Below are 23,496 nucleotides of genomic sequence, written 5' to 3'. Positions count from 1 at the left end.
AAAATTAATATTTTGAGATTATTTAATAAAGTGCGTTAAAGGATTCACATATGTCAAATATAATCGAGTTGCGTTATCGAGGCAGCGCTGCTGACGATGCTCAAATCCAATTTTATGATGTTGCGCAGAGTCTAATTGGTTTTGAGAGAGTTATTTCTCTAACTACGCATTTATTAATTAATGGAACAATCAAAACACAGTCGCCCAGCACTCAGGGTTTTCAAGTTTTGGCACAAATAAGTGAGGAAGGATCTTGGAAGCAGGCAGTCGCTGTCAGTTTAGGGACCGCAATTCTCTCTTCTGGTGTGGCTTCATCTGATTCCAGTTTTGGGTGGTTGATGAAGTCTGCTGTTTCTTATGTCATTGCGGAGTCTCTAGGGTTTGAACCTAACTTTGAGGAGGTTCTTGGTAGCCAAATAAGGGAGCATCGTAACCGAGTTGACTCAGATTTTGTGCTTCCGGATAATCTTACTGAAGAACGCTTTGATGCTGTTATTGAAAAATGCGAAAGTGGGATTTTATCAATTCATAGACCCATCGCTTTCTCAAGAACGGCAAATATAGCCGATATAAATTTTAATATTTCAGGAGAAAATGAGCAGCTAGACTACTACTTTGATATAAATACCTATGATTATGTCAAAAAAACCATTACATCAGAGGATTTTTCAGATTATCACGGAATTGTTTCTAGCTACAATGTAAATACTTATAAGGGGCGCTTTTACATACCAGAATTAGAAAGAACTGTATCATTTGAGCTAGGAAACGATATGAAAAATAATGACTTCATTGCTAAGATAACAGATAGCTTAGCTCGAAATGCTCTCTCTCGCATACCAATATCCCAACGCAATTCTGATATTTCATTTAGAGCATTACGTAATGAGAGCATTAACAATCGCTTGAAATCGCTTTTGGTTATTCAAGAAATCACCTCGTAAACTTCTTATACTTAATGCGCTTCGGCTGCGCCGCATCGGCCCCCAGACGGCGGATTTTGTCGGCCTCGTATTCCTCGAAGTTGCCCTCGAACCATTCCACATGGCCTTCGCCCTCAAAGGCGAGGATATGCGTACACAGGCGATCAAGGAAAAATCGGTCGTGGGAGATGATCACCGCACATCCCGCGAAATCGGTCAGCGCGTCCTCAAGCGCGCGCAGCGTCTCCACGTCCAGATCGTTGGTCGGTTCATCGAGCAGCAGCACGTTCCCGCCGGAGCGCAGCAGCTTGGCCATATGCACCCGGTTCCGCTCACCCCCCGACAACAGGCCGATCTTTTTCTGCTGATCGCCGCCTTTGAAGTTGAACGCACCGACATAGGCGCGGCTGTTCATTTCCGCATCGCCCAGCTTGATGATATCAAGCCCGTCGGAGATTTCGTGCCAAACGGTCTGCGCGTCATCAAGGCTGTCGCGGGACTGATCGACATAGGAGAGTTGCACCGTGTCGCCAAATTCCACGCTGCCGCCATCGGGCTGTTCCTGCCCGGTGAGCATTCGGAACAGCGTCGATTTACCCGCGCCGTTCGGCCCGATCACACCGACAACCGCCCCCGGCGGGATGGAGAAGTTCAGGCCATCAATCAGCAACCGATCCCCGAAGCCTTTCTTGAGGTCCGTCACTTCGATCACCTTGCCGCCAAGCCGCGGGCCGTTGGGGATAACGATCTGCGCGCGGGTGACTTTTTCCCGCTCGGATTGGTTCGCGAGGTCGTTATAGGCGTTGATCCGAGCCTTTTGCTTGGCCTGACGCGCCTTCGCACCCTGCCGGATCCATTCCAGTTCGCGCTCAAGGGTTTTCTGGCGGGTCTTGTCCTCCCGCGCTTCCTGCGAGAGGCGCTTGGCCTTCTGCTCTAGCCATGCGGAATAATTGCCTTCATAGGGAATGCCGCGCCCGCGATCCAATTCCAAAATCCATCCGGTGATGTCATCGAGGAAATAGCGGTCGTGGGTGACGATCAGGATCGTGCCCTTATAGGCGATGAGGTGCTGTTGCAGCCATGCGATGGTTTCCGCATCCAGATGGTTGGTCGGCTCGTCAAGCAGCAGCATCTCGGGCGCTTCAAGGAGCAGCTTGCACAGTGCCACCCGGCGGCGTTCCCCTCCCGACAGGGTTTCGACATTCGCGTCATCGGGGGGGCAGCGCAGGGCTTCCATCGCGACGTCGATCTGCGCATCCAGATCCCACAGGTTTTCCGCGTCGATCTGATCCTGAAGGGCCGTCATCTCCTCCATCAGTTCGTCGGAATAATCCTCTGCGATCTGCATCGCGATCTCATTGAAGCGGGTGATCTTGGCCTGCTTTTCCGCCACACCCAGCATGACATTTTCGCGCACGGTGAGGCTTTCATCCAGATGCGGCTCCTGCGGAAGATAACCGACCTTGGCACCTTCGGCGGCCCATGCCTCCCCGGTGAAATCCTTGTCGATCCCAGCCATGATCCGCATCAGGGTGGATTTCCCCGACCCGTTCACGCCCACGACACCGATTTTCACACCGGGCAGGAAGGACAGGCGGATATTCTCAAAGCATTTCTTGCCACCGGGATAGGTCTTGGACACGCCGTCCATGTGGTAAACGTATTGATAAGCGGCCATGGCAAAGCTCCTTGCGGGAATGACGGTTTCCCGGATCATCTAGCCGAAGGCGGGCATGGGGGCAATGGAGGGGTTCTTTTCCGCGATGGCGGCCTCTAGATTGCAGTCAGGTGTAAGGAGGGGCCAATGATACCGGCAAAATACCCGCAAGTCCTGTTTGGCTTCATCCTGTCGGGGCTGATGTCCCTGATCGTGTCTGGCATCGCGACGGCGCGGGCGGTTGGCATTGCAGATCTGTTCAGCTTTTGGCCCGGCGCATGGATCAGCTCATGGCTGGTCGCATTTCCCGCCGTGCTGATCGTCGCCCCGATTGCGCGCAAACTGGTTGCGAAAGTCACGCGGTAGGCGCGCCTTCGGCTTGGCTCCGGTGGAAGTATCGCTGCGCTTTACGCCCCGCGCCCGTCCGCGTATCACCATGCGATGTTTCATGGGTATCCAGTCGCAGTGCCGGGGATGACGGTGGGGTTGCTCGGTGGGTCGTTCGATCCGCCGCATCAGGGCCATGTGCATATTACCCGACAGGCGCTTAAACGGTTCGGGCTGGATCGGGTCTGGTGGCTTGTCACGCCCGGCAATCCGTTGAAAGAGCAGGGACCAGCCGCCCTGTCGCGTCGGATGGATGCGTGCCACACGATCATGCAGCACCCGCGCGTTGAGATCACGGATATCGAGCGTCACCTCGGCACCCGCTACACCGCCGAAACCCTTGCAGCATTACAGTTCCGTTACCCGGGCGTCCGCTTCGTGTGGCTGATGGGGGCCGATAACCTCGGCCAGTTTCACCATTGGAACGAATGGCAAAGCATCCTCGGGCGGATGCCCATTGGCATCCTCGCCCGCCCGGGGGAGCAGGTGCGCGCCGGATTGTCCCGTGCCGCGCGGCAGTATGATTTCGCCCGGCTTCCCGCCGCGCAGGCCCGCGCCTTGCCATTTTCACCCGCGCCGCGTTGGTGCATGGTGCCCGGCCCGATGGTCGATCTATCCTCAACGGCGATCCGCCGCGCTGGGCACTGGTAGCGCATCCGCTTGACGCCCCATCCGCGCCGACCCAAGGTGAGCCCATGCTTCGGTATCTGCTCATCAGACTGGTTTCCCTCACCGCGACGCTGATCGCGGCCTCAGTGGTAATTTTTCTTGTGATGGCGGTGATCCCCGGTAATCCGGCGGTGCTGATCCTTGGCATCAACGCGCAGGAAGACACGCTCGCTGCGTTGCGCGCTGAACTTGGGCTGAACCGCACCCTGCCGGAGCAGTATCTGGCATGGATCGGCGGATTGGTGCAGGGCGATTTTGGCACCTCCTATACCTATAAGGTGCCAGTGGCCGAACTGATCCTTGATCGTATCTGGATTTCGCTGCCGTTGACGCTCTATGCGCTGGCGCTGTCCACGGCGATTGCCTTTCCGGTTGGTATCATCGCGGCGACGGCGCGCGGCGGTGTACTCGATTTCGGGATCATGGGGGCCACGCAGCTTGGCATCGCGATCCCGAATTTCTGGTTCGCGATGATGTTGGTGTTCGTCTTTGCGGTGACGCTTGGCTGGTTCGGGGCGGGGGGCTTTCCCGGCTGGGACGATCCTCTTGCCGCGATCAAGGCGCTGACCCTGCCGGCCATCGCCCTTGCCCTACCGCAGGCGAGCATCCTTGCGCGGGTCATGCGATCCGCCCTTCTGGAGACGCTTGATGAGGATTACATCCGCACCGCGCGCGCCAAGGGGCTGAGCCGGGGCGGGATGCTGTGGCGCCATGCGCTCAGAAACGCGATGATCCCGGTGTTGACCATCCTTGGCCTGCAATTTTCGTTCCTGCTGGCCGGGGCCATCATCATCGAGAACGTGTTTTTCCTGCCCGGTCTGGGGCGGCTGGTGTTTCAGGGGATCACGCAGCGCGACCTGATCGTGGTGCAATCTACGGTCATGCTGTTGGTGTTTGCGGTGATCGTTGTCACGTTTCTGGTCGATCTGGCTTATGCGCTGGTTGATCCGAGGCTCCGGCGATGAGGGTGCCGTTCGCGCTGGCCCTTGGTGGCATTGTTTCGCTTGTGTTCGTCGCAATGGCGGGTCTGTCCTACCTCTGGACGCCCTATGACGCCGAAGCGCTGAGCATCGCGAACCGGCTCAAGCCGCCCTCGGCGGAGCATTGGTTCGGCACCGATCATTTTGGGCGGGACATCTTTTCGATGATCATGGTCGGCGCGCGCACCTCCATCGCGGTGGCGGTTGCGTCGGTTGGCATTGGCATGGGGCTTGGCGTGCCGCTGGGCCTTTGGGCTGCGGCGCGGCGCGGATCGTGGCTTGATGAAGTGATCATGCGCGGCAACGATCTGGTGTTTGCCTTCCCGTCGCTGCTGATCGCGATCATGATCGCAGCCCTTGCCGGGCCAAGTGTGATGAACGCGATCCTCGCCATCGGCATTTTCAACATCCCCGTTTTTGCCCGGCTGACGCGCGGTGGTGCGCTGAGCCTGTGGCAGCGGGAGTTTGTCATGGCAGCCCGCGTAGCCGGGAAAGGGGCCGCGCGGATCAGTGCGGAGCATATCCTGCCAAACCTCGCCAATCTGCTGATCGTACAGGGCACCATTCAGTTTTCGGTGGGTATTCTGGTCGAAGCTGCTCTCAGCTATGTCGGGATCGGCGCGCAACCCCCGACGCCAAGCTGGGGCCGGATGCTCGCAGAAGCGCAAACGATGGTCAGCTTCGCCCCGCATATGGCGCTGTTTCCGGGGCTTGCTATTGTGTTGACAGTGCTGGGGCTGAACCTGATGGGCGATGGCCTGCGCGATCTGCTGGACCCGCGCGGGCGGGAGCGGACGGCATGAAGGGCTTGGAGAAACAATCCGGGGCGCGCAGCGGCCCGGATCGCGCCCGACCCGCCCCCCAGGGCGGGCGCGATACGCCCACCCTCGGGCCGGGCGCGATCCTCTCCGTTCGCAACCTCACCCTCCGCATCGCGGCAACCCCTATCCTCGACGATGTGTCTGTCGATCTGAACGCGGGTGAGGTGCTCGGCATCGTCGGCGAAAGCGGCTCGGGCAAGTCGATGACCGCACTGGCGATCATGGGCCTCTTGCCGAAACAGGCGCACGCCAGCGGCCAGATCATGCTGGAAGGGCGGGATATCCTTCCCCTGCCAGATCGCGCGAAACAGGCGATCCGGGGGCAGGAGATCGCCATGATCTTTCAGGAGCCGATGACGGCGCTGAACCCGTTGCACAGCATCGGCGATCAGGTGGCCGAAACCGTCCGTCTGCACACCCGCGCCAGCCGGGCAGAGGCACGGGCGCGGGCGCGTGACGTGCTGGATCGTGTGGGGTTGAGCGGCCCGCGCTTTCCATTGACGAAATATCCGCATGAATTGTCCGGTGGTCAGCGCCAGCGGGTGTTGATCGCCATGGCCATCGCGCTACGCCCCAAGGTGCTGATCGCGGATGAGCCGACGACGGCGCTCGATGTGACTACGCAGGCAGAGGTGCTGTCGCTGCTCACCCGATTGGTGGAAGAGGACGGCATGGGCCTGATCCTGATCACCCATGACCTTGCCGTGGTGGCCAATATCGCGCAGCATATCGCGATCATGGAACAGGGCCGGATCGTCGAGGCGGGAAAGGTCGATACGGTCTTTGCCCGGCAGGATCATCCCTATACACGCAAACTCTTCGCGGCCTCCGCGCATCAGCCTGACCGCACCATGGCGCGGGGCGATACGCCGGTTCTGGAGGTCCGCGATCTGGTGCGCGACTACGCCCTGCCGCGCAAGCACCTCTTTGCGAAGCAAGAGCATTTCCGCGCGGTGAATGGGGTGAGCTTTACCCTTAGGCAGGGCGAGAACCTCGGCCTTGTGGGTGAAAGCGGCTGCGGCAAGTCAACGCTTGCGCGCGCGATCCTTGGGCTGGAGCCGGTGCAAGGGGGTGATATCCACCTCAACGGTGCGCGCGTGACGGATGGCATGACGTTTGCGCAGCGACGTGGGATCGGGGTGGTGTTTCAGGACCCCTATGGCAGCTTTAACCCGCGCCATAAGGTGGGCCGATTGGTGGCCGAACCGTTCCACCTGCTCGACGATCCTCCGGGCCGCGCGGAGCGCCGGGAGCGCGTGGCGGATGCGCTGCGCGACGTGGGCCTGCACGCCGACGATATGGACAAATACATCCACGCCTTCTCTGGCGGGCAACGCCAGCGGATCGCGATTGCCCGCGCGCTGGTGATCCGCCCGTCGGTGATTGTGCTGGATGAGGCGGTCAGCGCGCTTGACGTATCGATCCGCGCGCAAATCCTTGATCTGCTGGCGGAATTGTCCGCGATCCATACGCTGAGTTACCTGTTCATCAGCCATGATCTGAGCGTGGTGCGGGCAATCACGGATCGTGTTTTGGTGATGAAGGATGGTGAGATTGTAGAGGAGGGCGCGACCGAGAGGCTCTTTACCTCCCCCGAGCACCGCTACACCCGCACCCTGCTCGCCGCGAGCCCGCGATTGCCTGATCGGGGCCAGACAGACGCTCCCTGAACATGGCTGCAAATTAGAGCAGGCCCTCCCGCCCGTCGTTCAGTCGCTGACGCTCCTTCCTCCCGTTGGGCGTGGCGCGGCTACGCCGCGAGAAGAGAAGATTGCGCTGAGGTGTTTGAGGAACAGGTGTGTTCCTCAAATCACGCCTCTCATTTTGGGTGTCACGATTCGCCCGCGCGTCAAGGCCACTCGTGCCTCGGACCTTGACCCACGGCCGAATCGCGGGGGCTGCTCTCGCCACACCAGGTCCAATTCACTTTCTTCAAATATACCCCGCCGGAGGCATCCGCCCGCGTCAGCGGGCGGCCCGGCCCAAAGGGAGCGTCAGCGACGTGCGGGAGCGCCCTTCTGTCAATCTAGACACAGGGGCCGCTTTCCGGCACGGTTGCATAATAAGATGATCCACCAACTGGGGAGCCCAATGAAACATCTTCTTCTGACCGCCTGTGTGGTCGCCCTTGCCGGACCCGCCCTTGCCAAGACGGATATCACCCTTGGGATGCAGCTTGAGCCGCCCTCACTCGACCCGACCGGCGAAGCGGCTGCGGCTGTGGACGAAGTGCTCTACGCCAACGTCATGGAAGGGTTGACCCGGATTGCATCTGATGGCTCCATCCAGCCCGCTCTTGCGCGCGCTTGGGACGTATCTGCGGACGGGTTGGAATACACGTTCCTGCTCAAGGATGGCGTGACCTTCCATGATGGGACGACCTTTGAGGCGTCCGATGTTGTGTTCTCTCTCGACCGAGCGCGGGCCGAGGATTCGACCAACGCGCAAAAAGCCCTTTTCGCCGGGATCGAGAGTGTTGAGGCGCTCAACGATATGGTCGTGCGGATCACGCTTTCCGCGCCAAACGGCAATTTCCCGTTCAACCTTGGTTGGGGGGACGCGGTGATCGTGGCGCCCGAAAGCGTCGACACGATCGCGACCAATCCGATCGGTACTGGTCCGTTCAAATTCGAGGAATGGCGGCAGGGCGATCAGATATCCATCGTCAAGAACCCAGATTATTGGGGCGCGCCGGTGGCGCTTGATCGGGCGGTGTTCAAGTTTATCTCTGATCCGACCGCCGCTTTTGCTGCGATGATGACCGGCGATGTGGATGCCTTCCCGGTGTTTCCGGCCCCTGAAAACCTCGCCCAGTTTGAGGTTGATCCGCGGTTCCGGGTGATCGTCGGCTCCACGGAGGGGGAGACGATCCTGTCCACCAACAACATGCAGCCCCCGTTTGACGATGTGCGCGTGCGACAAGCACTTGCCCATGCGATAGACCGGCAGGCGATCATCGACGGGGCGATGTTCGGCTATGGCACGCCCATCGGCACCCATTTCGCGCCGCATAACCCGGCCTATGTCGATCTGACGGCCCTGTCCTCTTATGACCCGGACCGGGCGCGCGCGCTGCTTGCCGAGGCGGGCTTTGCCGATGGGTTCACCACGACGCTCAAGCTGCCGCCGCCCTCCTATGCCCGGCGCGGTGGGGAGATTATCGCGGCCCAATTGCGGGAGGTCGGGATCGAGACCGAGATCAGCAATCTGGAATGGGCGCAATGGCTGGAGCAGGTGTTCCGGGGGCGGGATTATGGCCTGACCATCGTCAGCCATACCGAGCCGATGGATATCGGCATCTATGCCCGTGACGATTATTACTTCCAGTACCAGTCCGAGGATTTCAAAGCGATCATGGAGAGCCTGAACCTCGCTACCGATCCGGCTGAGCGCACCGCGATCCTCCAGCAGGCGCAGGAACATATCGCCCGCGATTACGTCAATGGCTATCTGTTCCAGTTGGCCAAGACCGGTGTGGCTGATGCCCGTATCCGCGGACTTTGGGCCAATGCGCCGACGCAGGCGAATGATCTGACCGGCGTGTCCTGGGAGGAGTGACCCCTTCCCATCGCCGCGAATTTCGCGCAGCCTTTACCCCGGCCCGAAACGGCCGGGGTTTTCGTTTGCGAAGGGGAGTGGTGGCATGGCGCGAATGGCGGTGATCGGGCTTGGCTCGATGGGATATGGAATGGCGCAATCGCTTTTGCGCGCCGGGCATGAGGTCGATGGTCGGGACGTGGCCGCGGCGCGTGTTGCGCAGTTTCAGGGCGAAGGGGGCCGCACGCTTACGGATGATGTGCTTGAGTGTGTGGTGATCGTCGTGCTGAACGCCGCGCAGACAGAGACCGTCATCACCGATCTGGCCCCCCGATTGCGCAAAGGCTGCGTTTTGCTGTCCTGCGCGACCGTGGCGCCGGAATTTGCCAAACGGATGGAGGCCGAGGCACACGCGTGGGGTCTGCACTATCTTGATGCCCCTATCTCCGGCGGGGCGGCGAAGGCCGCGCAGGGTGCCCTGTCGATCATGGCCGCCGGGACGCCGGAGGCGGTTGCCGCCGCGCAAGAGGCGCTGGATGCCATGGCGGAAACGGTGTTCCGCCTGGGCGATCAGGCCGGGCCGGGCTCCGCGATGAAGGCGGTCAACCAGCTTCTCGCCGGGGTGCATATCGCGGCCATGGCGGAGGCCGTCACCTTTGGCATGACGCAAGGGGTCACCCCGGCGCAAACCGTGGACGTGATCCGCCATTGCGCGGGCACCTCATGGATGTTTGAAAACCGGGGGCCGCATATCGTGGACGGGGATTACAGCCCGCGTTCGGCGGTCAATATCTGGCCCAAAGACCTTGGTATCGTCATGGATATCGCCCGGGACGCGCGGTTCAGCGCGCCGCTCACCGCCGCAGCGCTGCAACAATTTCTGGCCGCCGCCGGATCAGGGCTGGGGGCAGAAGATGACGCGGCGGTGGCCAAGGTTTACGCCCGCAATGCGGGGCTGACTTTGCCGGGCGACGGTCGCTAGATTCTATGCCTCCGGCGGGAGGTATTTAGGGAAAAAAGAAACGCTGGGGTCAGCCAGCATATTGAGCGTCGGTGACATGCTCCATCCATGTCACGTTTGAGCCGGTCTCATCCGCTTCCTGCATCGCGATATGGGTCATTGGCATGTCGGGGGCCGCGCCGTGCCAGTGCCGCTCCTCCGGTGCGATCCAGACCGTATCGCCGGGTAGGATCGTCTCAATCGGCTGTCCTTCAAGCTGGACCAGCCCGCGCCCGCTGATCACATAGAGCGTCTGGCCCAAAGGATGCGTATGCCACGCGGTACGCGCGCCGGGTTGAAAGCTGACGGAGAGGGCGCGGATGCGCGCAGGCGCAGGCGCGGTGACAATCGGCACTTGCAGGACATCCCCGGTAAACCATTCAGGCGGCACGGGGAGTGCTTTACGCTCGGAATTGCGGGTGATGTCCATGATGCTTACTCCGGTTTTACGCTGGCGGTGACGTAGTTCACAGATAGATCGCGCGGCGACAGCGACCAGCTCCATGTGATCGGGTTGAACACGAAGCCCATCCGGTCCACCGGGCGCAGGCCCGCTTTTTCGATCAAACCATAAAGCTCATCCGGCGTGATGAATTTTTGCCATTCATGGGTGCCCTTGGGCAGCCAACGCATCACATGCTCCGCCCCGATGATCGCCATGAGATAGCTTTTGGGATTGCGGTTGATCGTGGAGCAAACCATCAGCCCACCCGGCTTCAGGAGGGCCGCGCAAGCATCGGTATAGCCCTGCGGATCGGCCACATGCTCCACCACTTCCATGTTCAGGACCACATCGAAGTGTTCGCCATCATCCACCAGCGCCTCCGCCGTGGTGTGGCGATAGTCGATCTCAAGCCCGGATTGTTCGGCATGAACCTGAGCCACGGGGATGTTCCGCTCCGCCGCGTCGGCGCCGACCACCGTCGCGCCAAGCCGCGCCATCGGCTCACACAGCAGCCCACCGCCGCAGCCGATATCGAGAATGCGCAGCCCCTCGAACGGTTTGTCGCGGGTGAGATCACGGCCAAACTCGCCCGCGATCTGCTGCGTGATGTAATCCAACCGACAAGGATTGAGCATATGGAGCGGCTTAAACTTGCCGTTCTCATCCCACCATTCGGCGGCCATCGCCTCAAACTTCGCGATCTCGCCCGCGTCGATCGTGTTTGTTCCTGTGCTTTGCATCTTTTGCCCCTCATCAAATTCCGTGTCGGGATGGATTTTCATCCCCGTCGCATTAGGACATAGTGCAATCATGAGAGAAAACGCCCACCCCCATAATGCCGCACCCCGGCGCACGCTCTATCCCTCACGGGAGCCGTTCGACCAGCAGTTTCTCGACATGCCGGGCGGGCACCGCGTGTATCTGGAGCAATCGGGCAAAGTGGACGGCGTGCCGGTGGTGGTGCTGCATGGCGGGCCAGGGGGCGGGTGCAGCCCTGCGATGCGCCGGTTTTTCGATCCTCATTTCTATCGCTCGGTGCTGTTTGATCAGCGCGGATGCGGGCGGTCCTCGCCGCAGGCGGAAATTTCCAACAACACCACATGGGATCTCGTGGCGGATATCGAACGGATCCGCGAACACCTCGGGATTGAGCGGTGGTATGTGTTTGGCGGAAGCTGGGGTGCGACGCTCGCGCTGATCTATGCGCAGGCCCATCCTGAGCGGGTGATGGGCCTCATCCTGCGCGGTGTGTTTTTGATGACCCAAGGGGAGCTTGACTGGTTCTATGAAGGGGGCGTTTCGGCCTTCTTCCCTGAGGAATGGGAACGGTTCCAGTCGCTTATCCCGGTGGAGGAGCGCGGCGACATGATCGCGGCCTATCACCGCCGCCTGTTCGGTGCCGACCGGGCGGAACAGGTGCGCTATGCCCGCGCTTGGGCGGCGTGGGAAAGCAACCTTGCGGCATTGTCCAGCCCGGGCCGCTCCACGGGCGGATCGGGGGAATATGCCCGCGCCTTCGCCCGGTTGGAGAACCATTATTTCACCCATCACGGATGGCTGAACGAGGACACTGCGATCCTGTCCAACACCGATAAATTGCGCGGTATCCCCGGTTATATCGTGCAAGGTCGCTATGACATGATCTGCCCGCCGAGATCCGCCTATGCGCTGCATCGCGCGTGGCCCGACAGTGACCTGCGCATGATCGGTGCGGCGGGTCATGCCCTGTCCGAACCGGGGATTGCCGCCGAACTTGTGTCGATCATGGACGAGTTGCGCTGAATTTTGCGGAACCTCACACGCTTGTGTTCGTTTTCTCTGTAAGTCGCCGCGGCGGACCACCAATATCCGCCTGAAGCCTATGTCGAAAGAGGAGCATTCCATGCGAATGACCAAGTATCGTATCGTGCCCGCGTTGGGCGTTGTTGCAATTCTCGCGGCCTGTGCCGAAGGGCAGGAGCCGAACAACCGGGTGACCGGATCAATCGCAGGTGCGCTTGCCGGCGCCGCAGCAGGGGCGGCGATCGCAGATAATGATCAGCGCGGCGCGATCATCGGCGGCATTCTGGGTGGCATCGCGGGCGGTGCCTATGGTGATTTCCTTGACCAGCAGGAGGCCGAGTTGCGCCGCGATCTTGAAGGCTCCGGCGTCGGTATCGAAAACACGGGGCAAGAGCTGATCGTGACCCTGCCCAACGCGATCACCTTTGCGGTGGATTCCACCACCGTTCGCCCCGCGTTCCGCAACGACCTTGTGCAAATCGCGCAAAGCCTGATCGCCTACCCCAACAGCATCGTTGAGATCACGGGCCACACCGATTCCGATGGTCCCACCGCTTACAATCAGGATTTGTCGGAACGTCGCGCCATCGCGGTCGCTGACATCATCGCGGCAAATGGCGTGCCCGCGAGCCGTATGCGGGTCTTTGGTGGCGGGGAACAATTCCCCATCGCGACGAATGAAACCGAAGCGGGCAAGGCACAGAACCGCCGTGTCGAGATCGTGATCACCCCTCAAGGCTGATCATCCGGCCTGCGGCGGGGATAACGGGAAATGTAATTCACTTTCCCCAAATATTCCCCGCCGGAGGCATAATAGTCAGACCGACTTCTCAGCCGCCCCACCATTGGCCGCAGACCATTCCAGTGGCGCATTCAGGAACGCTTCGACCTGATCGAGCGTCGCCTCATCAAATCGCTTTTCCTCACGCGCCACGGCCAACACGTCCCACCATGTGGCCAGCCAATGCAGCGTGATCCCATCCTTGGCCAGCGCCTCATGGGTGTCTTTGAAAATATCGTAGTAGAACACGACAAAGGTGTGATCGCAGGTGGCTCCTGCCTTGCGGATCGCTTTCACGAAATTTACCTTTGAGCCGCCATCTGTCGCCAAATCCTCGACCAGCAGCACCCGCTGGCCTTCATGGATTGCGCCCTCGATCTGCGCATCCCGGCCAAACCCTTTCGGCTTTTTGCGGACATATTGCATCGGCAGTGCCAGCCGATCCGCGATCCAGGCTGCAAAGGGAATGCCTGCGGTCTCTCCGCCTGCGGCGGCATCAAACGCCTCGAACCCGATATCGCGGGTGATCCGCGCACAGGCAAAATCCATCAGTGCGGAGCGCACCCGTGGAAAGCTGATCAACTTGCGCCCGTCGATATACACCGGCGATGCAATCCCGGAGGTGAAGATATAAGGCTCATCCGCCCGGAAATGCACCGCTTCGATTTCAAGCAGCATACGCGCTGTCAGGCGCGCCATTTCTGCGTCGCTGGGATAGGAATTGCTGAACATGGCTGGCCTCCGCGCAATGAGTTTGCGCGGGGATAGCACCGCTTGCCGATCCGGGGCAACTGCGCTGATCCGATCAGAACAAAATCCCGACATTCAGGGTCAGAGTGACCGCCCCGATCGGGGTCACGCCATCCTCTGCGACCACGCTGCGGGTGATGTCCACCAACACGTCTCCATCAGGTGTCGCCGTATAAGGCTCGCTGATATGTTGCCCGTCCGGCCCCATCAGGTAGCTGCCGACGAAATGCGGTTTGTCCCCCTGATAATAATCGGGTGCCGCGCGGGTCATGCCAACGGTGATGCCGTGCATGTCCATGATCGCGATCCGGTCGATCATGCCGCCCGATTTTTCGGCCTCTTCCCGCGCGATGATGGAGATCAGGCGATCCAGCAGGTCAAAGCTCATTTCCCCGCGCCCGTCCTCCGCGATCCAGCGCGATTGCAGCGCCGCCACCTGTGCGTCAGCCAAATCGGCGTTGAGCGTGTTCTGCTCCTCAATCGAATAGATCACGACAGGGTCGCTGATCCACCCTTCCAGCAGTTTCCCGGCGATCTGCCCCGCAATATCGCGATAGGGCAGATCGTCGGTGGCCAGGGCGGGCGCGGCGGTCAGAAAGGACAAAAATAGGATGAGGATGATACGCATGCGGTCTCCGGGGTCTGGGGTGTCCCCCGGACCCTAGATCACCATGGCCCTCACATGGCCTCACATCCCGGCGAGCTGGCGGGCTTGTGATCGGTGCGTGAGCCTCAGACCACCCGCCAATGCAGAGGATGACCGGGATCAAACAGCGTCACCGGCCCCTCACCCGTGTCGAGCTTCGCCGGATAGGGGACGGCCTCGCCCTTGCGCAGGGTGATCGTGCCCGGATTGGGGGCAAGCCCATAGAATGCGGGCCCATTGAGGGACGCAAATGCCTCCAGCCGGTCCAGCGCGCCTTCCTCCTCGAACACATGGGCAAGGCAGGACATGGTGTTGGTGGCGGAGAACACACCCGCACAGCCGCAAGCACTCTCCTTGTTCGGATCGGTATGGGGTGCGCTGTCGGTGCCAAGGAAAAACCGCGCATCCCCGCTGGTCGCGGCTGCACGCAGGGCGAGCCTGTGCTCCTCCCGCTTGGCCACGGGCAGGCAATAGTAATGCGGCTTGATCCCGCCCACGAGTATATGGTTGCGGTTGATCATCAGATGATGCGTGGTGATCGTGGCCCCCAGCCCGCTTTCGGCGGATTTGACATATTCAACGCCGTCGCGGGTGGTCACATGCTCCATGATCACGCGCAATTCCGGCAGGCGGCGACGCAGCGGATCGAGCTTTGTGTCGATGAACACGGCTTCGCGGTCGAAAATATCAATGTCGTGATCCGTGACCTCCCCATGCACACATAGCGGCAGGCCGATGGCGGCCATGCGCTCCAGCACGGGCATCACCGCATCAATGCTGCGCACCCCGGAGGCGGAGTTGGTCGTCGCCCCCGCGGGATAGAGCTTCACGGCGGTGATCAGCCCCGACGCGGCGGCGGCTTCCACGTCATCGGGATCGGTCGCTTCGGTCAGATAGAGCGTCATCAGCGGCTCAAAATCTGCCCCCTCTGGCATCGCGGCATGGATACGCGCGCGATAGGCGGTGGCATCGGCCCCGGTCACGACCGGCGGGACAAGGTTGGGCATGATGATGGCGCGCCCGAAATCCCGCGCGGTCTCCGGCAGCACGGCCTTGAGCATATCGCCATCGCGCAAATGCAAATGCCAATCATCTGGCCGGGTGATCGTAAGCTCCATAGATGCCTCCTTAGGCGCAACCTTGTGTTTCTTTTTTCCCCAAATACCTCCCGCCGGAGGCTCCCGCAGCCTGCCGTTATTCCGTTCCTTCAGGGCGGCGCATGATCGCCTGCCGCAAGGCCCGCTCCACCGCGTCGCGTTTGTTCTCGGAATGCAGTTTCAGGCCGAACAGGTCTTTGGCATAGAATGTATCGACCGCCTGCTCCCCATAGGTCGCGATGATCGCGGAAAAGATGTTGATATTCGCGGCGGCCAGCGCGCGGGTCAGGTCATGCAGCAATCCGGGTCGGTCGCGGGTATCGACCTCAATGATCGTGAAGATGTCGGAGCCGGTATTGTCGAAGGTGATCGTGGTCGGGACCACGAAATCCGCCTCGCGCCGTTTGATCTTGTCCTTCGGGGCGAGCGCTTCGCGCGTCACCACCTCCCCGCGCAGCGCACGGCCCACCATTTTGGACAGACGGGCATGGCGCGCGGCTTCATAGGGGTGGCCTTCGGCGTCCTGTATCCAAAAGACCGAAATCGCATAGCCATCGGACGTGGTATAGGTCCGCGCATCCCGCACATTCGCGCCCACCAGCGCAAGCGCGCCCGCAAGCCGGCTGAAAATGCCCGGATGGTCCCCGGTGACATAGGTCGCGCGCGTCGCGTCCCGATCCGGGTCTTCTGTATAGTCATCGCCAACAGCATCGAGCGCCAGTTCCGGGATCAGGCGGGCCACGGCCACATGGGTGCCGGTGCCAAGCCCTGCCCAATAGGGCGGATAATGCCGGTCCAATTCCTGCGTGATCTGCGCCTCGCTGAAATCGGTGAGGGAGGCGCGCAACGCGGCCTTTGCGTCTTTCACGCGGCGATCGCGCTCGATCGTGTCGATCCCACCTGTCAGCACATCGCGGGTCGCGTTGTAAAGCTGGCGCAGCAGGACCGCTTTCCAGTTGTTCCATGTGTTCGGGCCGACGCCCATGATGTCACAGACGGTCAGCACCAACAGGAGTTTCAGCCGCTTCTGGCTCGCCACCGCGCCTGCGAAATCCGATACCGTGCGCGGGTCGGAGATATCACGCTTCTGCGCCACATCCGACATCAGGAGGTGATTGCGCACCAGCCACACGACCAATTCGCTATCCGCCTCATCAAGGCCGAGCCGGGGGCAAATCACGCTCGCCAGTTCCGCCCCGATCACCGAATGATCCTCGGGCCGTCCCTTGCCGATATCATGGAGCAACAGCGCGATATAAAGCACCTTGCGGTTCACCCCGTCCTTCAGGATTGAGGAGGCAACCGGCAGATCCTCGACCAACTCGCCCCGCTCGATCTTAGACAGGACAGAGATGCAGGTGATCGTGTGCTCATCCACCGTGTAGTGGTGATACATGTTGAACTGCATCATCGCGACGATGTTCTCGAATTCCGGGATGAACGCGCCCAGAACCCCCGTCTCGTTCATCCGCCGCAGGCCACGTTCGGGGTTTTCATGGCCCAACAGCATGTTGAGAAAAATTTCGTTCGTGCGCGGGTCGCGGCGCACCTCGTCAGTGATCAGATCAAGGTTTTGCGCGGCCATCCGCAAGGCGTCAGGATGGATCAGCGTGTCGCTTTCCAATCCTTCCGCGAACAGGCGCAGGATGTTGATCGGATCGGCGCAGAATTTCTCCGGCTCCTCGACCGTCAGTCGCCCGTCCTGAAGTTGGAAGCCCTCGGGCGTCGTATCGCGCCCCATTCCACCGAGAACCCAGCGCAACCGCCCCGCGATGGTCGGTTTTGCCTTGATATGGCGTGCCTCCAGCGCCACGAGGAAGATGCGGGACAATTCGCCCACCGCGCGGGCCTGCCGGAAATAGGCCTGCATGAACCGCTCGACCCCAAGCTGCCCTTCGGTGTCCTCAAACCCCAGGCGGCTCGCCACCTCCACCTGCATGTCAAAGGTCAGTTGCTCATTCGCGCGCCCCGCCACCAGATGCAAATGACAGCGCGTGGACCACAAAAAGGCTTCGGCTTCGGAGAAAACCGCCAATTCCTCCGCCGTCAGCAGCCCCTTATCGACAAGCTGATAGGGCTGTTCGACATTGTAGAGGTATTTCCCGATCCAATAGAGCGTTTGCAGATCGCGCAGCCCGCCTTTGCTCTCCTTGATGTTCGGCTCCACCAGATAGCGGGAGCCGCCATGGCGGGAGTGGCGCGTTTCCCGCTCGTCCAGTTTGGCTTCGACGAATTCAGGGCCGGTATCCTTGAACAGGTCGTTCCACAGCCTGTCGTCAAGCTCATCGGACAAGCCTTGATCGCCCCAGATCAACCGCCGTTCCAGCAATGCGGTGCGGATCGTGAAATCCTCCCGCCCGAGCCGCAGGCAATCGTCGATATTGCGCACCGATTGGCCGACCTTCAGCTTCAGATCCCACAGGATGTAGAGCACCGTCTCCACGAGGCTCTCACCCCATGCTGTTTGTTTGTAGGGGGTCAGGAACAAGAGATCGACGTCCGAGAACGGCGCCATCTCCCCCCGGCCAAAGCCGCCCACAGCGAGCAACGCCATGCGTTCAGAGGAGGTGGGCGTATGGGCCGGGTGCAAATGATCCCGCGCAAGGTCAAGAGCGGTTGAGACGACCACATCCATCAGCGCGGAATAGGAGGCCGCCGCCAACCGCCCGTCAAACGGATAGGCCTCCAGATCCAGCGCGATCTTTGCGCGACCCTCCGACAGGGCCTCGGACAGGACGGTGACCACCGCCCGGCGCACGCCTGCCGTGTCTCCTGCCTCTTTCGCGGCAAGGATCGCGCTATCACAGCGCGCAGACAGGGTTTCGCGGCTCAGCGGAGAGGGGGTCTGCGCGGTCGGCGCGGGCGCAACGGTCATGTTAGCTGCCAATCACCCCAAACCGCCCCGGCGCGGGGGAGACGACTTCGGGCGTGGTATCCGTCACCCGCATCAGCGTCAGCCCCCGCTCGATATGGCCATTGGGGGTGAAGCGGAACACGCCATTCACACCCGCAAAGCCAAGCGGCGTCTGGATATCCTCGGCGCTGAACGGGGTCGCGTCCTGGGTTTGCTGCGCATCCACGAGCATCGCCCCGGCGGCGGCCACGGCGTCATAGGCAAGCCCGGCAAGGCTATGCGGCTCCCCGCCATAAACGGAGGAATAACGCAGGGTGAACAGTTCCTCCAATTCCGGATCAGGGACAGAGAACCACGCCCCGCGCAGGGTGCGCTCCCGCGCAAAGGCATCGTTTTCCAGCGGCGCGAGCGACACAAGCTGAATGTCGCGGGTATCAAGCCCATAGAACGGCAGGAAGGACGAGGCATAGACAAGCCCCGCATCGCGGTCATTCATCACAACGACCTCCGCGCCGGACGACACCATCGCATTCACATACGCCTCGGCGGAGGCAGGGATGCCCTGCTGCGACCGGGGGTAGGAGGCGGTGGCCACGACCTGCGTTCCGGTCTGCACGGCAGCGGCGCGCACGCCGTCGCGCGCCACGCGCCCTTCCAGATCATCGGTGTGGATCAGGCCCACGCGGCGCAGGCCGCGCTCTGCCGCTTCGGTCAGGGCGCGGCGCGCCGTGTCCTCAAACGTGACACCAAGCACATAGGCCCCATTGCCCGCGACTTCGGTGTTGTTCGACAGGGACAGGACGGGGATGTTCGCTGCCGCCGCAATCGGCTGAACCGCCGCGACGGAGGAGGAAAAGACCGGCCCGACGATCATCTGCGCCCCGTCCGCGATAGCGCGGCGCGCGGCGTCTGCCGCTGTCTCTGGGTTTTCGGCGGTGCCATAGGTGACCAGATCAATCGTGGCACCCTGAATGTCGCGCACGGCAAGGCGGGCCGCATTCTCGATGCTCTGCGCGCGGGCCTCACGATCCGCGTCGCCCGTGCCGTAGGGGGCCAAGAGGGCGATCCGCACGGGGGCTGAGGCGTTGAACTGGCCCGGCACGGTCTCGACTACAGGGGCAACGGGGGCGGGTTGGGCCGACTGACTGGGCACACTCGGAACAGAACAGGCGGCAAGGCCGAATGTCAGGGCAAGGGCTGCAAGCGCAGGCGTCATGCCCCGCTGTCCGAAAGATGCAATCAGGGGCATTGTCTGGCTCTCCACTGCTTTACAGGGTTGTTATCACCGACATAGAACGGAGGGCGTATCAAGTAAACACTGAGCGGGGGCGGGAGCGGCAGATGAGCAACGGACAGCCCCTTGATCCCGCACTTTATGTCGTATCGACGCCGATTGGCTCTGCCGATGACATCACGCTGCGCGCGCTGCATGTGCTGGCGCAAGCGGATGTTCTGGCGGCAGAGGACACGCGGCGGCTGCGCAAGCTGATGGATATTCACGGCATTCCACTGGCCGGGCGGCGCATCGTCGCCTGTCATGATCACAACGAGGCCGCGTCCGCGCAAGGGCTGGTTGCGGCCATCGCGGAAGGGAAATCGGTGGCCTATGCGTCCGATGCGGGCACCCCCCTATTGGCTGATCCGGGCTTCGCATTGGCCCGCGCGGTGATCGCGGCTGGGCAGGATGTGCGCTCCGCGCCGGGCGCGTCCGCGCTCTTGGCCGCTCTTGCGGTCGCGGGAATGCCGGTGGACCGGTTCCTGTTTGCGGGCTTTCCCCCGGTGAAAGAGGGCGCGCGGGCCACGTTTCTGGCGGATGTGATGGCGACACAGGCCACGCTGATCCTTTACGAAAGCCCCAAGCGCGTCGCGCGCACGCTCACGGCCATCGCGGATGTGGAGCCGGAGCGGGAAGTCGCCCTGTGTCGCGAATTGACCAAACGGTTTGAGGAGGTTCGCCGTGGCACGGCGCGCGACCTTGCGGATGCGCTGGCGGCGGAGGCCGACCCGAAAGGGGAGATCGTGCTGGTCCTTGCCCCGCCCGCGCCGCGTAGCCTTTCTGACGCGGATGTGGACGCCCTGCTGCGCGATGCGCTGACCCGTGGCTCGGTCAAGGATGCCGCGTCCGAAGTGGCCGCCGCAACCGGTCAGCCGCGCAAGGGGCTTTATGCCCGCGCGCAAGCCCTGAAAGACGCAAGGTGACCGGCGCCACCAATTACCACGCGGGCCTTGCGGCAGAAGATATTGCCGAGCGGCTTTATACTGCGCAGGGGGCAGAGCTGCTTGCTCGCCGATTTCGCGCGGGCGCGGGGGAGGTCGATCTGATTGTCCGGTTGGCCGGAACGCTCGTGTTCGTGGAAGTGAAAGCACGCAAGACGCTGGAGGATGCCTCCGTCAGCATCTCTGCCAAGCAATGGGCGCGGATCGCGGCGACGGCGCTGGGCTATCTGCAACACGAAAACCTCTCGCTTGACACCCCGATGCGATTTGACGTGGTGCTGGTGGATCGCGCAGGGGGTGCCGAAATCATCGAGGACGCGATGCCCCGCTGAGGCAGAATTTGACAGCAAGGCTTGTCACCCCCTGTCTGACACCCCTTATATGGTCTCACCAAAACAGGGCGTGACGAAAGAAACCTTGAGGGAGCAGACCCATGAAATCCATTTTCCTGACTGGTGCGCTGATCGCAGTAACGGCGTGCGGCCCGGTGGCCATCGCGGGCGTGACCGCCGCGGGCGTGTCGGACAACCAGTTGCGCAGCACCGAAGAGGCGCTGAGCGATACGCAGATCAACCTGCGGCTCGATGCGCAATTGGTGGCGGCGGACAATCCGAATGTCGCGGGCGTGCAAACGCGGGTGAATGAAGGGCGGGTGCTGCTGTTGGGCACCGTGCCCCGACCCGCCGACGCGATTGAGGCGGAAACCATCGCGTGGTCCATCCCCGGCGTGCGCGCCGTGGTGAACGAGATCGAGCCGGGTGGCACCCGGTCCACCGGAACCGTGCTCCGGGATGTGGGCATCGCCAATTCCGCGCGGTTCCGTTTGGTCAACACCGAAGGGATCGACCCCATCAACTATACCGTAACGGTGGTGAACGGGGTGCTGCACCTCAACGGTCTGGCACCCGATGCCGCAGAATTGCAGCGCGTCACCACCGCGATGAGCACCGTATCGGGGGTGGAGCAGGTCGTGAGCCACGTTCTGTTGATCGACGATCCGCGCCGCCTGCGCACCGAAAGCCCGGCGATCAGCCGCTAACCCGTTTCAAGGACACACCATGCCGCTCAAAATCGCCATGCAGATGGACCCGATCGGTCCCATCAATATCAATGCTGACAGCTCTTTCCGCATCATGGAGGAAGCACAGGCGCGCGGGCATACGCTGTTCTACTACACACCGGACAAGCTGATCTATAATCAGGGGAAGGTGTATGGCGATGGCTGGCCCGTCACCCTGCGGCGTGAGGTGGGCAATCACTACACGCTGGGGGAGCGGGTGGTGCAGGACCTGTCAGAGATGGATGTCGTGTGGCTGCGGCAGGATCCACCGTTTGACATGGGCTATATCACCACGACCCATATCCTCGACATGATCCACCCTGACACGCTGGTGGTGAATGATCCGACTTGGGTGCGGAATTATCCTGAGAAGCTCTTGGTGCTGCAATTTCCCGACCTCACGCCGCCCACGATGATCGCCCGTGATATTGGTGCGCTCAAGCGGTTCAAGGCGGAGCATGGCGATGTGATCCTCAAGCCACTTTATGGCAATGGCGGGGCGGGGGTGTTCCGGCTTGGCCCTGATGATCGCAACCTCAATTCGCTGCATGAGCTGTTCTCGGGCATCAACCGCGAGCCGCTCATCATGCAGAAATTCCTGCCCGATGTGGCCAAGGGCGACAAGCGTGTCATCCTTGTGGACGGTGAGCCGGTGGGCGCCATCAACCGCGTCCCGGCAGAAGGGGAAACCCGGTCGAACATGCATGTCGGTGGCCGGGCGGAGAAGGTCGCCCTGACAGACCGGGACCGCGAGATTTGCGCGGCCATCGGCCCGCTTTTGCGCGAAAAGGGTCAGATTTTTGTCGGCATCGACGTGATTGGCGGCCTGCTGACGGAGATCAACGTGACCTCCCCCACCGGCATTCAGGAGCTTGAGCGGTTTGATGGCACCAACATCACCGCCAAAATCTGGGACGCGATAGAGCGGCGCGTCGGCTGATGTCGTTCCGGCTCAAAATGCTCGATCTTGGGCTGAGGGTCACGGAAAAGCGGCGTCTGGCGCGCAGCACCGATCCCATCGCGCTGCGCAATGGGTTTGAGCGGCGGGCGGCGTCCGTCTTTCGCCCGGTTCCGGGCACCCGGATCGTGGACGCGCGATTGCCCGGCGGGGCGGGGCCGATGCCGGTCAAATGGATCAGCACCGAAACCTCCGCCCGCAGCCGGGTTGTGCTTTATTTCCATGGCGGGGCGTATTTCCTTGGCTCGGCCGCGACGCATCAGGCGCTTGGCTCCGCGATTGCCGCCCTTGCGGATGTGCGCGTGGTTCTGCCCGATTATCGCCTGACACCGGAGCATCCGTTCCCGTCCGCGCCAGAGGACGCGCTTGCCGCCTATACCGGCTTGCTGGAGGCGGGCTATGAGGCGGGAAATATCGTGCTGGCCGGGGATAGCGCGGGCGGCGGGCTGGCGCTGGCGCTGTTGCACATGATTGGTGAGGAGGGCCTGCCGCATCCGGCGGCCACGGTCGCATTCTCCCCCTGGTGCGATATGACCCTGTCAGGGGACAGCCTCGTGTCGAACGTGCGACGCGACGCGATTTTGCCCGCCGCGCGCCTGCCGGAGGTCGTATCGCGCTACCTTGACGGGGCGGAACCGACCGATCCCAGAGCGTCCCCGCTGTTCGGGACATTTCGCGGTGCGGGGCCAGTGCTCATTCAGGCGAGCAAGGCGGAACTTCTGGCCGATGACGCGCGGCGGATGGGGGCCAAACTGACCGCCGATGGCGTCGATGTGGAGCTGGACCTTTGGCCCGGCTGCTTTCATTGCTGGCAGATGTTTCACGGCAAATTGCCGGAGGCGGATGTGGCGCTGGATCGTGCTGCGGCCTTTATCCGCGCCCATCTGGGATAGCCCCGGCGCGCGCCCACTGGATTTGCCGCGCACAAGGCG

The 23,496-nt window shown here is 61.6% G+C and carries 23 protein-coding genes; 15 read left to right on the top strand and 8 right to left on the bottom strand.

Annotated features, from left to right (window positions below):
- Window positions 1–50: 50 nt before the first annotated feature.
- Entirely contained in the window at window positions 51–944 is an 894-nt protein-coding gene (locus FHS89_RS01660; RefSeq protein WP_184007799.1) for a DUF7946 domain-containing protein, read from the top strand.
- On the opposite strand, the gene ettA is transcribed toward FHS89_RS01660, so the two are convergent.
- Complete coding sequence (gene ettA, locus FHS89_RS01655; protein WP_184007798.1) at window positions 934–2,601, bottom strand: energy-dependent translational throttle protein EttA; 1,668 nt, start codon at window positions 2,599–2,601, stop codon at window positions 934–936. The genes FHS89_RS01660 and ettA overlap by 11 nt on opposite strands.
- A gap of 126 nt (window positions 2,602–2,727) precedes the next feature.
- Here ettA and FHS89_RS01650 point away from each other — a divergent pair, with 126 nt between their 5' ends.
- From FHS89_RS01650 to ltnD, 7 genes are all read left to right on the top strand, one after another.
- Window positions 2,728–2,946: a DUF2798 domain-containing protein gene (locus FHS89_RS01650; RefSeq protein WP_184007796.1), complete on the top strand. Its 219-nt coding sequence runs from the start codon at window positions 2,728–2,730 to the stop codon at window positions 2,944–2,946.
- A gap of 75 nt (window positions 2,947–3,021) precedes the next feature.
- A complete protein-coding gene (locus tag FHS89_RS01645) occupies window positions 3,022–3,618 on the top strand; it encodes a nicotinate-nucleotide adenylyltransferase (RefSeq protein ID WP_184007794.1) in 597 nt (198 codons plus the stop codon).
- Between the two features lie 44 nt (window positions 3,619–3,662).
- Window positions 3,663–4,601 (top strand): ABC transporter permease, encoded by a 939-nt coding sequence (locus FHS89_RS01640; RefSeq protein WP_184007792.1) that lies wholly within the window; start codon window positions 3,663–3,665, stop codon window positions 4,599–4,601.
- 53 nt (window positions 4,602–4,654) lie between these two features.
- Window positions 4,655–5,419, top strand: a complete 765-nt coding sequence (locus FHS89_RS01635) for an ABC transporter permease (RefSeq protein ID WP_425502769.1) — start codon at window positions 4,655–4,657, stop codon at window positions 5,417–5,419.
- The gene (locus FHS89_RS01630) at window positions 5,416–7,107 is read left to right on the top strand and encodes an ABC transporter ATP-binding protein (RefSeq protein WP_184007790.1); all 1,692 of its coding nucleotides are present in this window, start codon (window positions 5,416–5,418) and stop codon (window positions 7,105–7,107) included. Before FHS89_RS01635 ends, FHS89_RS01630 begins: the two co-directional genes overlap by 4 nt.
- Window positions 7,108–7,528: 421 nt before the next feature.
- Window positions 7,529–8,995 (top strand): ABC transporter substrate-binding protein, encoded by a 1,467-nt coding sequence (locus FHS89_RS01625; RefSeq protein ID WP_184007788.1) that lies wholly within the window; start codon window positions 7,529–7,531, stop codon window positions 8,993–8,995.
- 85 nt (window positions 8,996–9,080) lie between these two features.
- Window positions 9,081–9,956 carry an L-threonate dehydrogenase gene (gene ltnD / locus FHS89_RS01620; protein WP_184007786.1) on the top strand — a complete coding sequence of 292 codons (876 nt, stop codon included), beginning with the start codon at window positions 9,081–9,083 and terminating at the stop codon, window positions 9,954–9,956.
- A 49-nt stretch (window positions 9,957–10,005) separates the two neighbouring features.
- Here ltnD and FHS89_RS01615 read toward each other — a convergent pair whose 3' ends face one another.
- Together FHS89_RS01615 and ubiG are read right to left on the bottom strand one after the other, a co-directional pair.
- On the bottom strand, window positions 10,006–10,404 hold the full coding sequence (locus tag FHS89_RS01615) for a (R)-mandelonitrile lyase (protein ID WP_184007784.1): 399 nt from the start codon (window positions 10,402–10,404) through the stop codon (window positions 10,006–10,008).
- Between the two features lie 5 nt (window positions 10,405–10,409).
- A complete protein-coding gene (gene ubiG / locus FHS89_RS01610) occupies window positions 10,410–11,159 on the bottom strand; it encodes a bifunctional 2-polyprenyl-6-hydroxyphenol methylase/3-demethylubiquinol 3-O-methyltransferase UbiG (RefSeq protein WP_184008441.1) in 750 nt (249 codons plus the stop codon).
- Window positions 11,160–11,229: 70 nt separating this feature from the next.
- Between ubiG and pip the strand changes: the two genes are divergently transcribed.
- Together pip and FHS89_RS01600 are read left to right on the top strand one after the other, a co-directional pair.
- Window positions 11,230–12,201, top strand: a complete 972-nt coding sequence (pip, locus tag FHS89_RS01605; RefSeq protein ID WP_184007782.1) for a prolyl aminopeptidase — start codon at window positions 11,230–11,232, stop codon at window positions 12,199–12,201.
- A gap of 100 nt (window positions 12,202–12,301) precedes the next feature.
- A complete protein-coding gene (locus FHS89_RS01600; RefSeq protein ID WP_246413511.1) occupies window positions 12,302–12,943 on the top strand; it encodes a YiaD family glycine zipper/OmpA-like lipoprotein in 642 nt (213 codons plus the stop codon).
- 75 nt (window positions 12,944–13,018) lie between these two features.
- Here the strand turns inward: FHS89_RS01600 and FHS89_RS01595 are convergent, their stop codons facing one another.
- From FHS89_RS01595 to FHS89_RS01575, 5 genes are all read right to left on the bottom strand, one after another.
- On the bottom strand, window positions 13,019–13,714 hold the full coding sequence (locus FHS89_RS01595; RefSeq protein ID WP_184007780.1) for an orotate phosphoribosyltransferase: 696 nt from the start codon (window positions 13,712–13,714) through the stop codon (window positions 13,019–13,021).
- Window positions 13,715–13,787: 73 nt separating this feature from the next.
- Entirely contained in the window at window positions 13,788–14,360 is a 573-nt protein-coding gene (locus FHS89_RS01590; RefSeq protein ID WP_184007778.1) for a PDC sensor domain-containing protein, read from the bottom strand.
- Window positions 14,361–14,464: 104 nt separating this feature from the next.
- Window positions 14,465–15,496 (bottom strand): dihydroorotase, encoded by a 1,032-nt coding sequence (pyrC, locus tag FHS89_RS01585; RefSeq protein ID WP_184007776.1) that lies wholly within the window; start codon window positions 15,494–15,496, stop codon window positions 14,465–14,467.
- 76 nt (window positions 15,497–15,572) lie between these two features.
- Window positions 15,573–18,350 (bottom strand): [protein-PII] uridylyltransferase, encoded by a 2,778-nt coding sequence (locus FHS89_RS01580; RefSeq protein ID WP_184007774.1) that lies wholly within the window; start codon window positions 18,348–18,350, stop codon window positions 15,573–15,575.
- Window position 18,351: 1 nt separating this feature from the next.
- The gene (locus FHS89_RS01575; protein ID WP_184007772.1) at window positions 18,352–19,578 is read right to left on the bottom strand and encodes a penicillin-binding protein activator; all 1,227 of its coding nucleotides are present in this window, start codon (window positions 19,576–19,578) and stop codon (window positions 18,352–18,354) included.
- A gap of 92 nt (window positions 19,579–19,670) precedes the next feature.
- Between FHS89_RS01575 and rsmI the strand changes: the two genes are divergently transcribed.
- The 5 genes from rsmI (at window position 19,671) to FHS89_RS01550 (ending at window position 23,457) form a co-directional block, all read left to right on the top strand.
- Window positions 19,671–20,528: a 16S rRNA (cytidine(1402)-2'-O)-methyltransferase gene (gene rsmI / locus FHS89_RS01570; RefSeq protein ID WP_184007770.1), complete on the top strand. Its 858-nt coding sequence runs from the start codon at window positions 19,671–19,673 to the stop codon at window positions 20,526–20,528.
- Window positions 20,525–20,878: a YraN family protein gene (locus FHS89_RS01565; protein WP_184007768.1), complete on the top strand. Its 354-nt coding sequence runs from the start codon at window positions 20,525–20,527 to the stop codon at window positions 20,876–20,878. The genes rsmI and FHS89_RS01565 overlap by 4 nt, the downstream gene beginning before the upstream one ends.
- A gap of 101 nt (window positions 20,879–20,979) precedes the next feature.
- On the top strand, window positions 20,980–21,585 hold the full coding sequence (locus FHS89_RS01560) for a BON domain-containing protein (RefSeq protein WP_184007766.1): 606 nt from the start codon (window positions 20,980–20,982) through the stop codon (window positions 21,583–21,585).
- A 19-nt stretch (window positions 21,586–21,604) separates the two neighbouring features.
- On the top strand, window positions 21,605–22,546 hold the full coding sequence (gene gshB / locus FHS89_RS01555) for a glutathione synthase (protein WP_184007764.1): 942 nt from the start codon (window positions 21,605–21,607) through the stop codon (window positions 22,544–22,546).
- Window positions 22,546–23,457: an alpha/beta hydrolase gene (locus tag FHS89_RS01550; RefSeq protein ID WP_184007762.1), complete on the top strand. Its 912-nt coding sequence runs from the start codon at window positions 22,546–22,548 to the stop codon at window positions 23,455–23,457. The genes gshB and FHS89_RS01550 overlap by 1 nt, the downstream gene beginning before the upstream one ends.
- The last annotated feature ends 39 nt before the right edge of the window (window positions 23,458–23,496 follow it).

Origin of the sequence: Rubricella aquisinus (genome assembly GCF_014199445.1) — a bacterium.
Taxonomy (GTDB): domain Bacteria; phylum Pseudomonadota; class Alphaproteobacteria; order Rhodobacterales; family Rhodobacteraceae; genus Rubricella; species Rubricella aquisinus.
Note: the sequence above shows the minus strand (reverse complement) of the source record. Positions and strands in the feature narration are given on the sequence as shown.

Coding starts and splice junctions, on each gene's coding strand:
- FHS89_RS01660 (WP_184007799.1), top strand. CDS start 51: ATGTCAAATATAATCGAGTTGCGTTATCGAGGCAGCGCTGCTGACGAT.
- ettA (WP_184007798.1), bottom strand. CDS start 2,601: ATGGCCGCTTATCAATACGTTTACCACATGGACGGCGTGTCCAAGACC.
- FHS89_RS01650 (WP_184007796.1), top strand. CDS start 2,728: ATGATACCGGCAAAATACCCGCAAGTCCTGTTTGGCTTCATCCTGTCG.
- FHS89_RS01645 (WP_184007794.1), top strand. CDS start 3,022: ATGTTTCATGGGTATCCAGTCGCAGTGCCGGGGATGACGGTGGGGTTG.
- FHS89_RS01640 (WP_184007792.1), top strand. CDS start 3,663: ATGCTTCGGTATCTGCTCATCAGACTGGTTTCCCTCACCGCGACGCTG.
- FHS89_RS01635 (WP_425502769.1), top strand. CDS start 4,655: ATGGCGGGTCTGTCCTACCTCTGGACGCCCTATGACGCCGAAGCGCTG.
- FHS89_RS01630 (WP_184007790.1), top strand. CDS start 5,416: ATGAAGGGCTTGGAGAAACAATCCGGGGCGCGCAGCGGCCCGGATCGC.
- FHS89_RS01625 (WP_184007788.1), top strand. CDS start 7,529: ATGAAACATCTTCTTCTGACCGCCTGTGTGGTCGCCCTTGCCGGACCC.
- ltnD (WP_184007786.1), top strand. CDS start 9,081: ATGGCGCGAATGGCGGTGATCGGGCTTGGCTCGATGGGATATGGAATG.
- FHS89_RS01615 (WP_184007784.1), bottom strand. CDS start 10,404: ATGGACATCACCCGCAATTCCGAGCGTAAAGCACTCCCCGTGCCGCCT.
- ubiG (WP_184008441.1), bottom strand. CDS start 11,159: ATGCAAAGCACAGGAACAAACACGATCGACGCGGGCGAGATCGCGAAG.
- pip (WP_184007782.1), top strand. CDS start 11,230: ATGAGAGAAAACGCCCACCCCCATAATGCCGCACCCCGGCGCACGCTC.
- FHS89_RS01600 (WP_246413511.1), top strand. CDS start 12,302: ATGCGAATGACCAAGTATCGTATCGTGCCCGCGTTGGGCGTTGTTGCA.
- FHS89_RS01595 (WP_184007780.1), bottom strand. CDS start 13,714: ATGTTCAGCAATTCCTATCCCAGCGACGCAGAAATGGCGCGCCTGACA.
- FHS89_RS01590 (WP_184007778.1), bottom strand. CDS start 14,360: ATGCGTATCATCCTCATCCTATTTTTGTCCTTTCTGACCGCCGCGCCC.
- pyrC (WP_184007776.1), bottom strand. CDS start 15,496: ATGGAGCTTACGATCACCCGGCCAGATGATTGGCATTTGCATTTGCGC.
- FHS89_RS01580 (WP_184007774.1), bottom strand. CDS start 18,350: ATGACCGTTGCGCCCGCGCCGACCGCGCAGACCCCCTCTCCGCTGAGC.
- FHS89_RS01575 (WP_184007772.1), bottom strand. CDS start 19,578: ATGCCCCTGATTGCATCTTTCGGACAGCGGGGCATGACGCCTGCGCTT.
- rsmI (WP_184007770.1), top strand. CDS start 19,671: ATGAGCAACGGACAGCCCCTTGATCCCGCACTTTATGTCGTATCGACG.
- FHS89_RS01560 (WP_184007766.1), top strand. CDS start 20,980: ATGAAATCCATTTTCCTGACTGGTGCGCTGATCGCAGTAACGGCGTGC.
- gshB (WP_184007764.1), top strand. CDS start 21,605: ATGCCGCTCAAAATCGCCATGCAGATGGACCCGATCGGTCCCATCAAT.
- FHS89_RS01550 (WP_184007762.1), top strand. CDS start 22,546: ATGTCGTTCCGGCTCAAAATGCTCGATCTTGGGCTGAGGGTCACGGAA.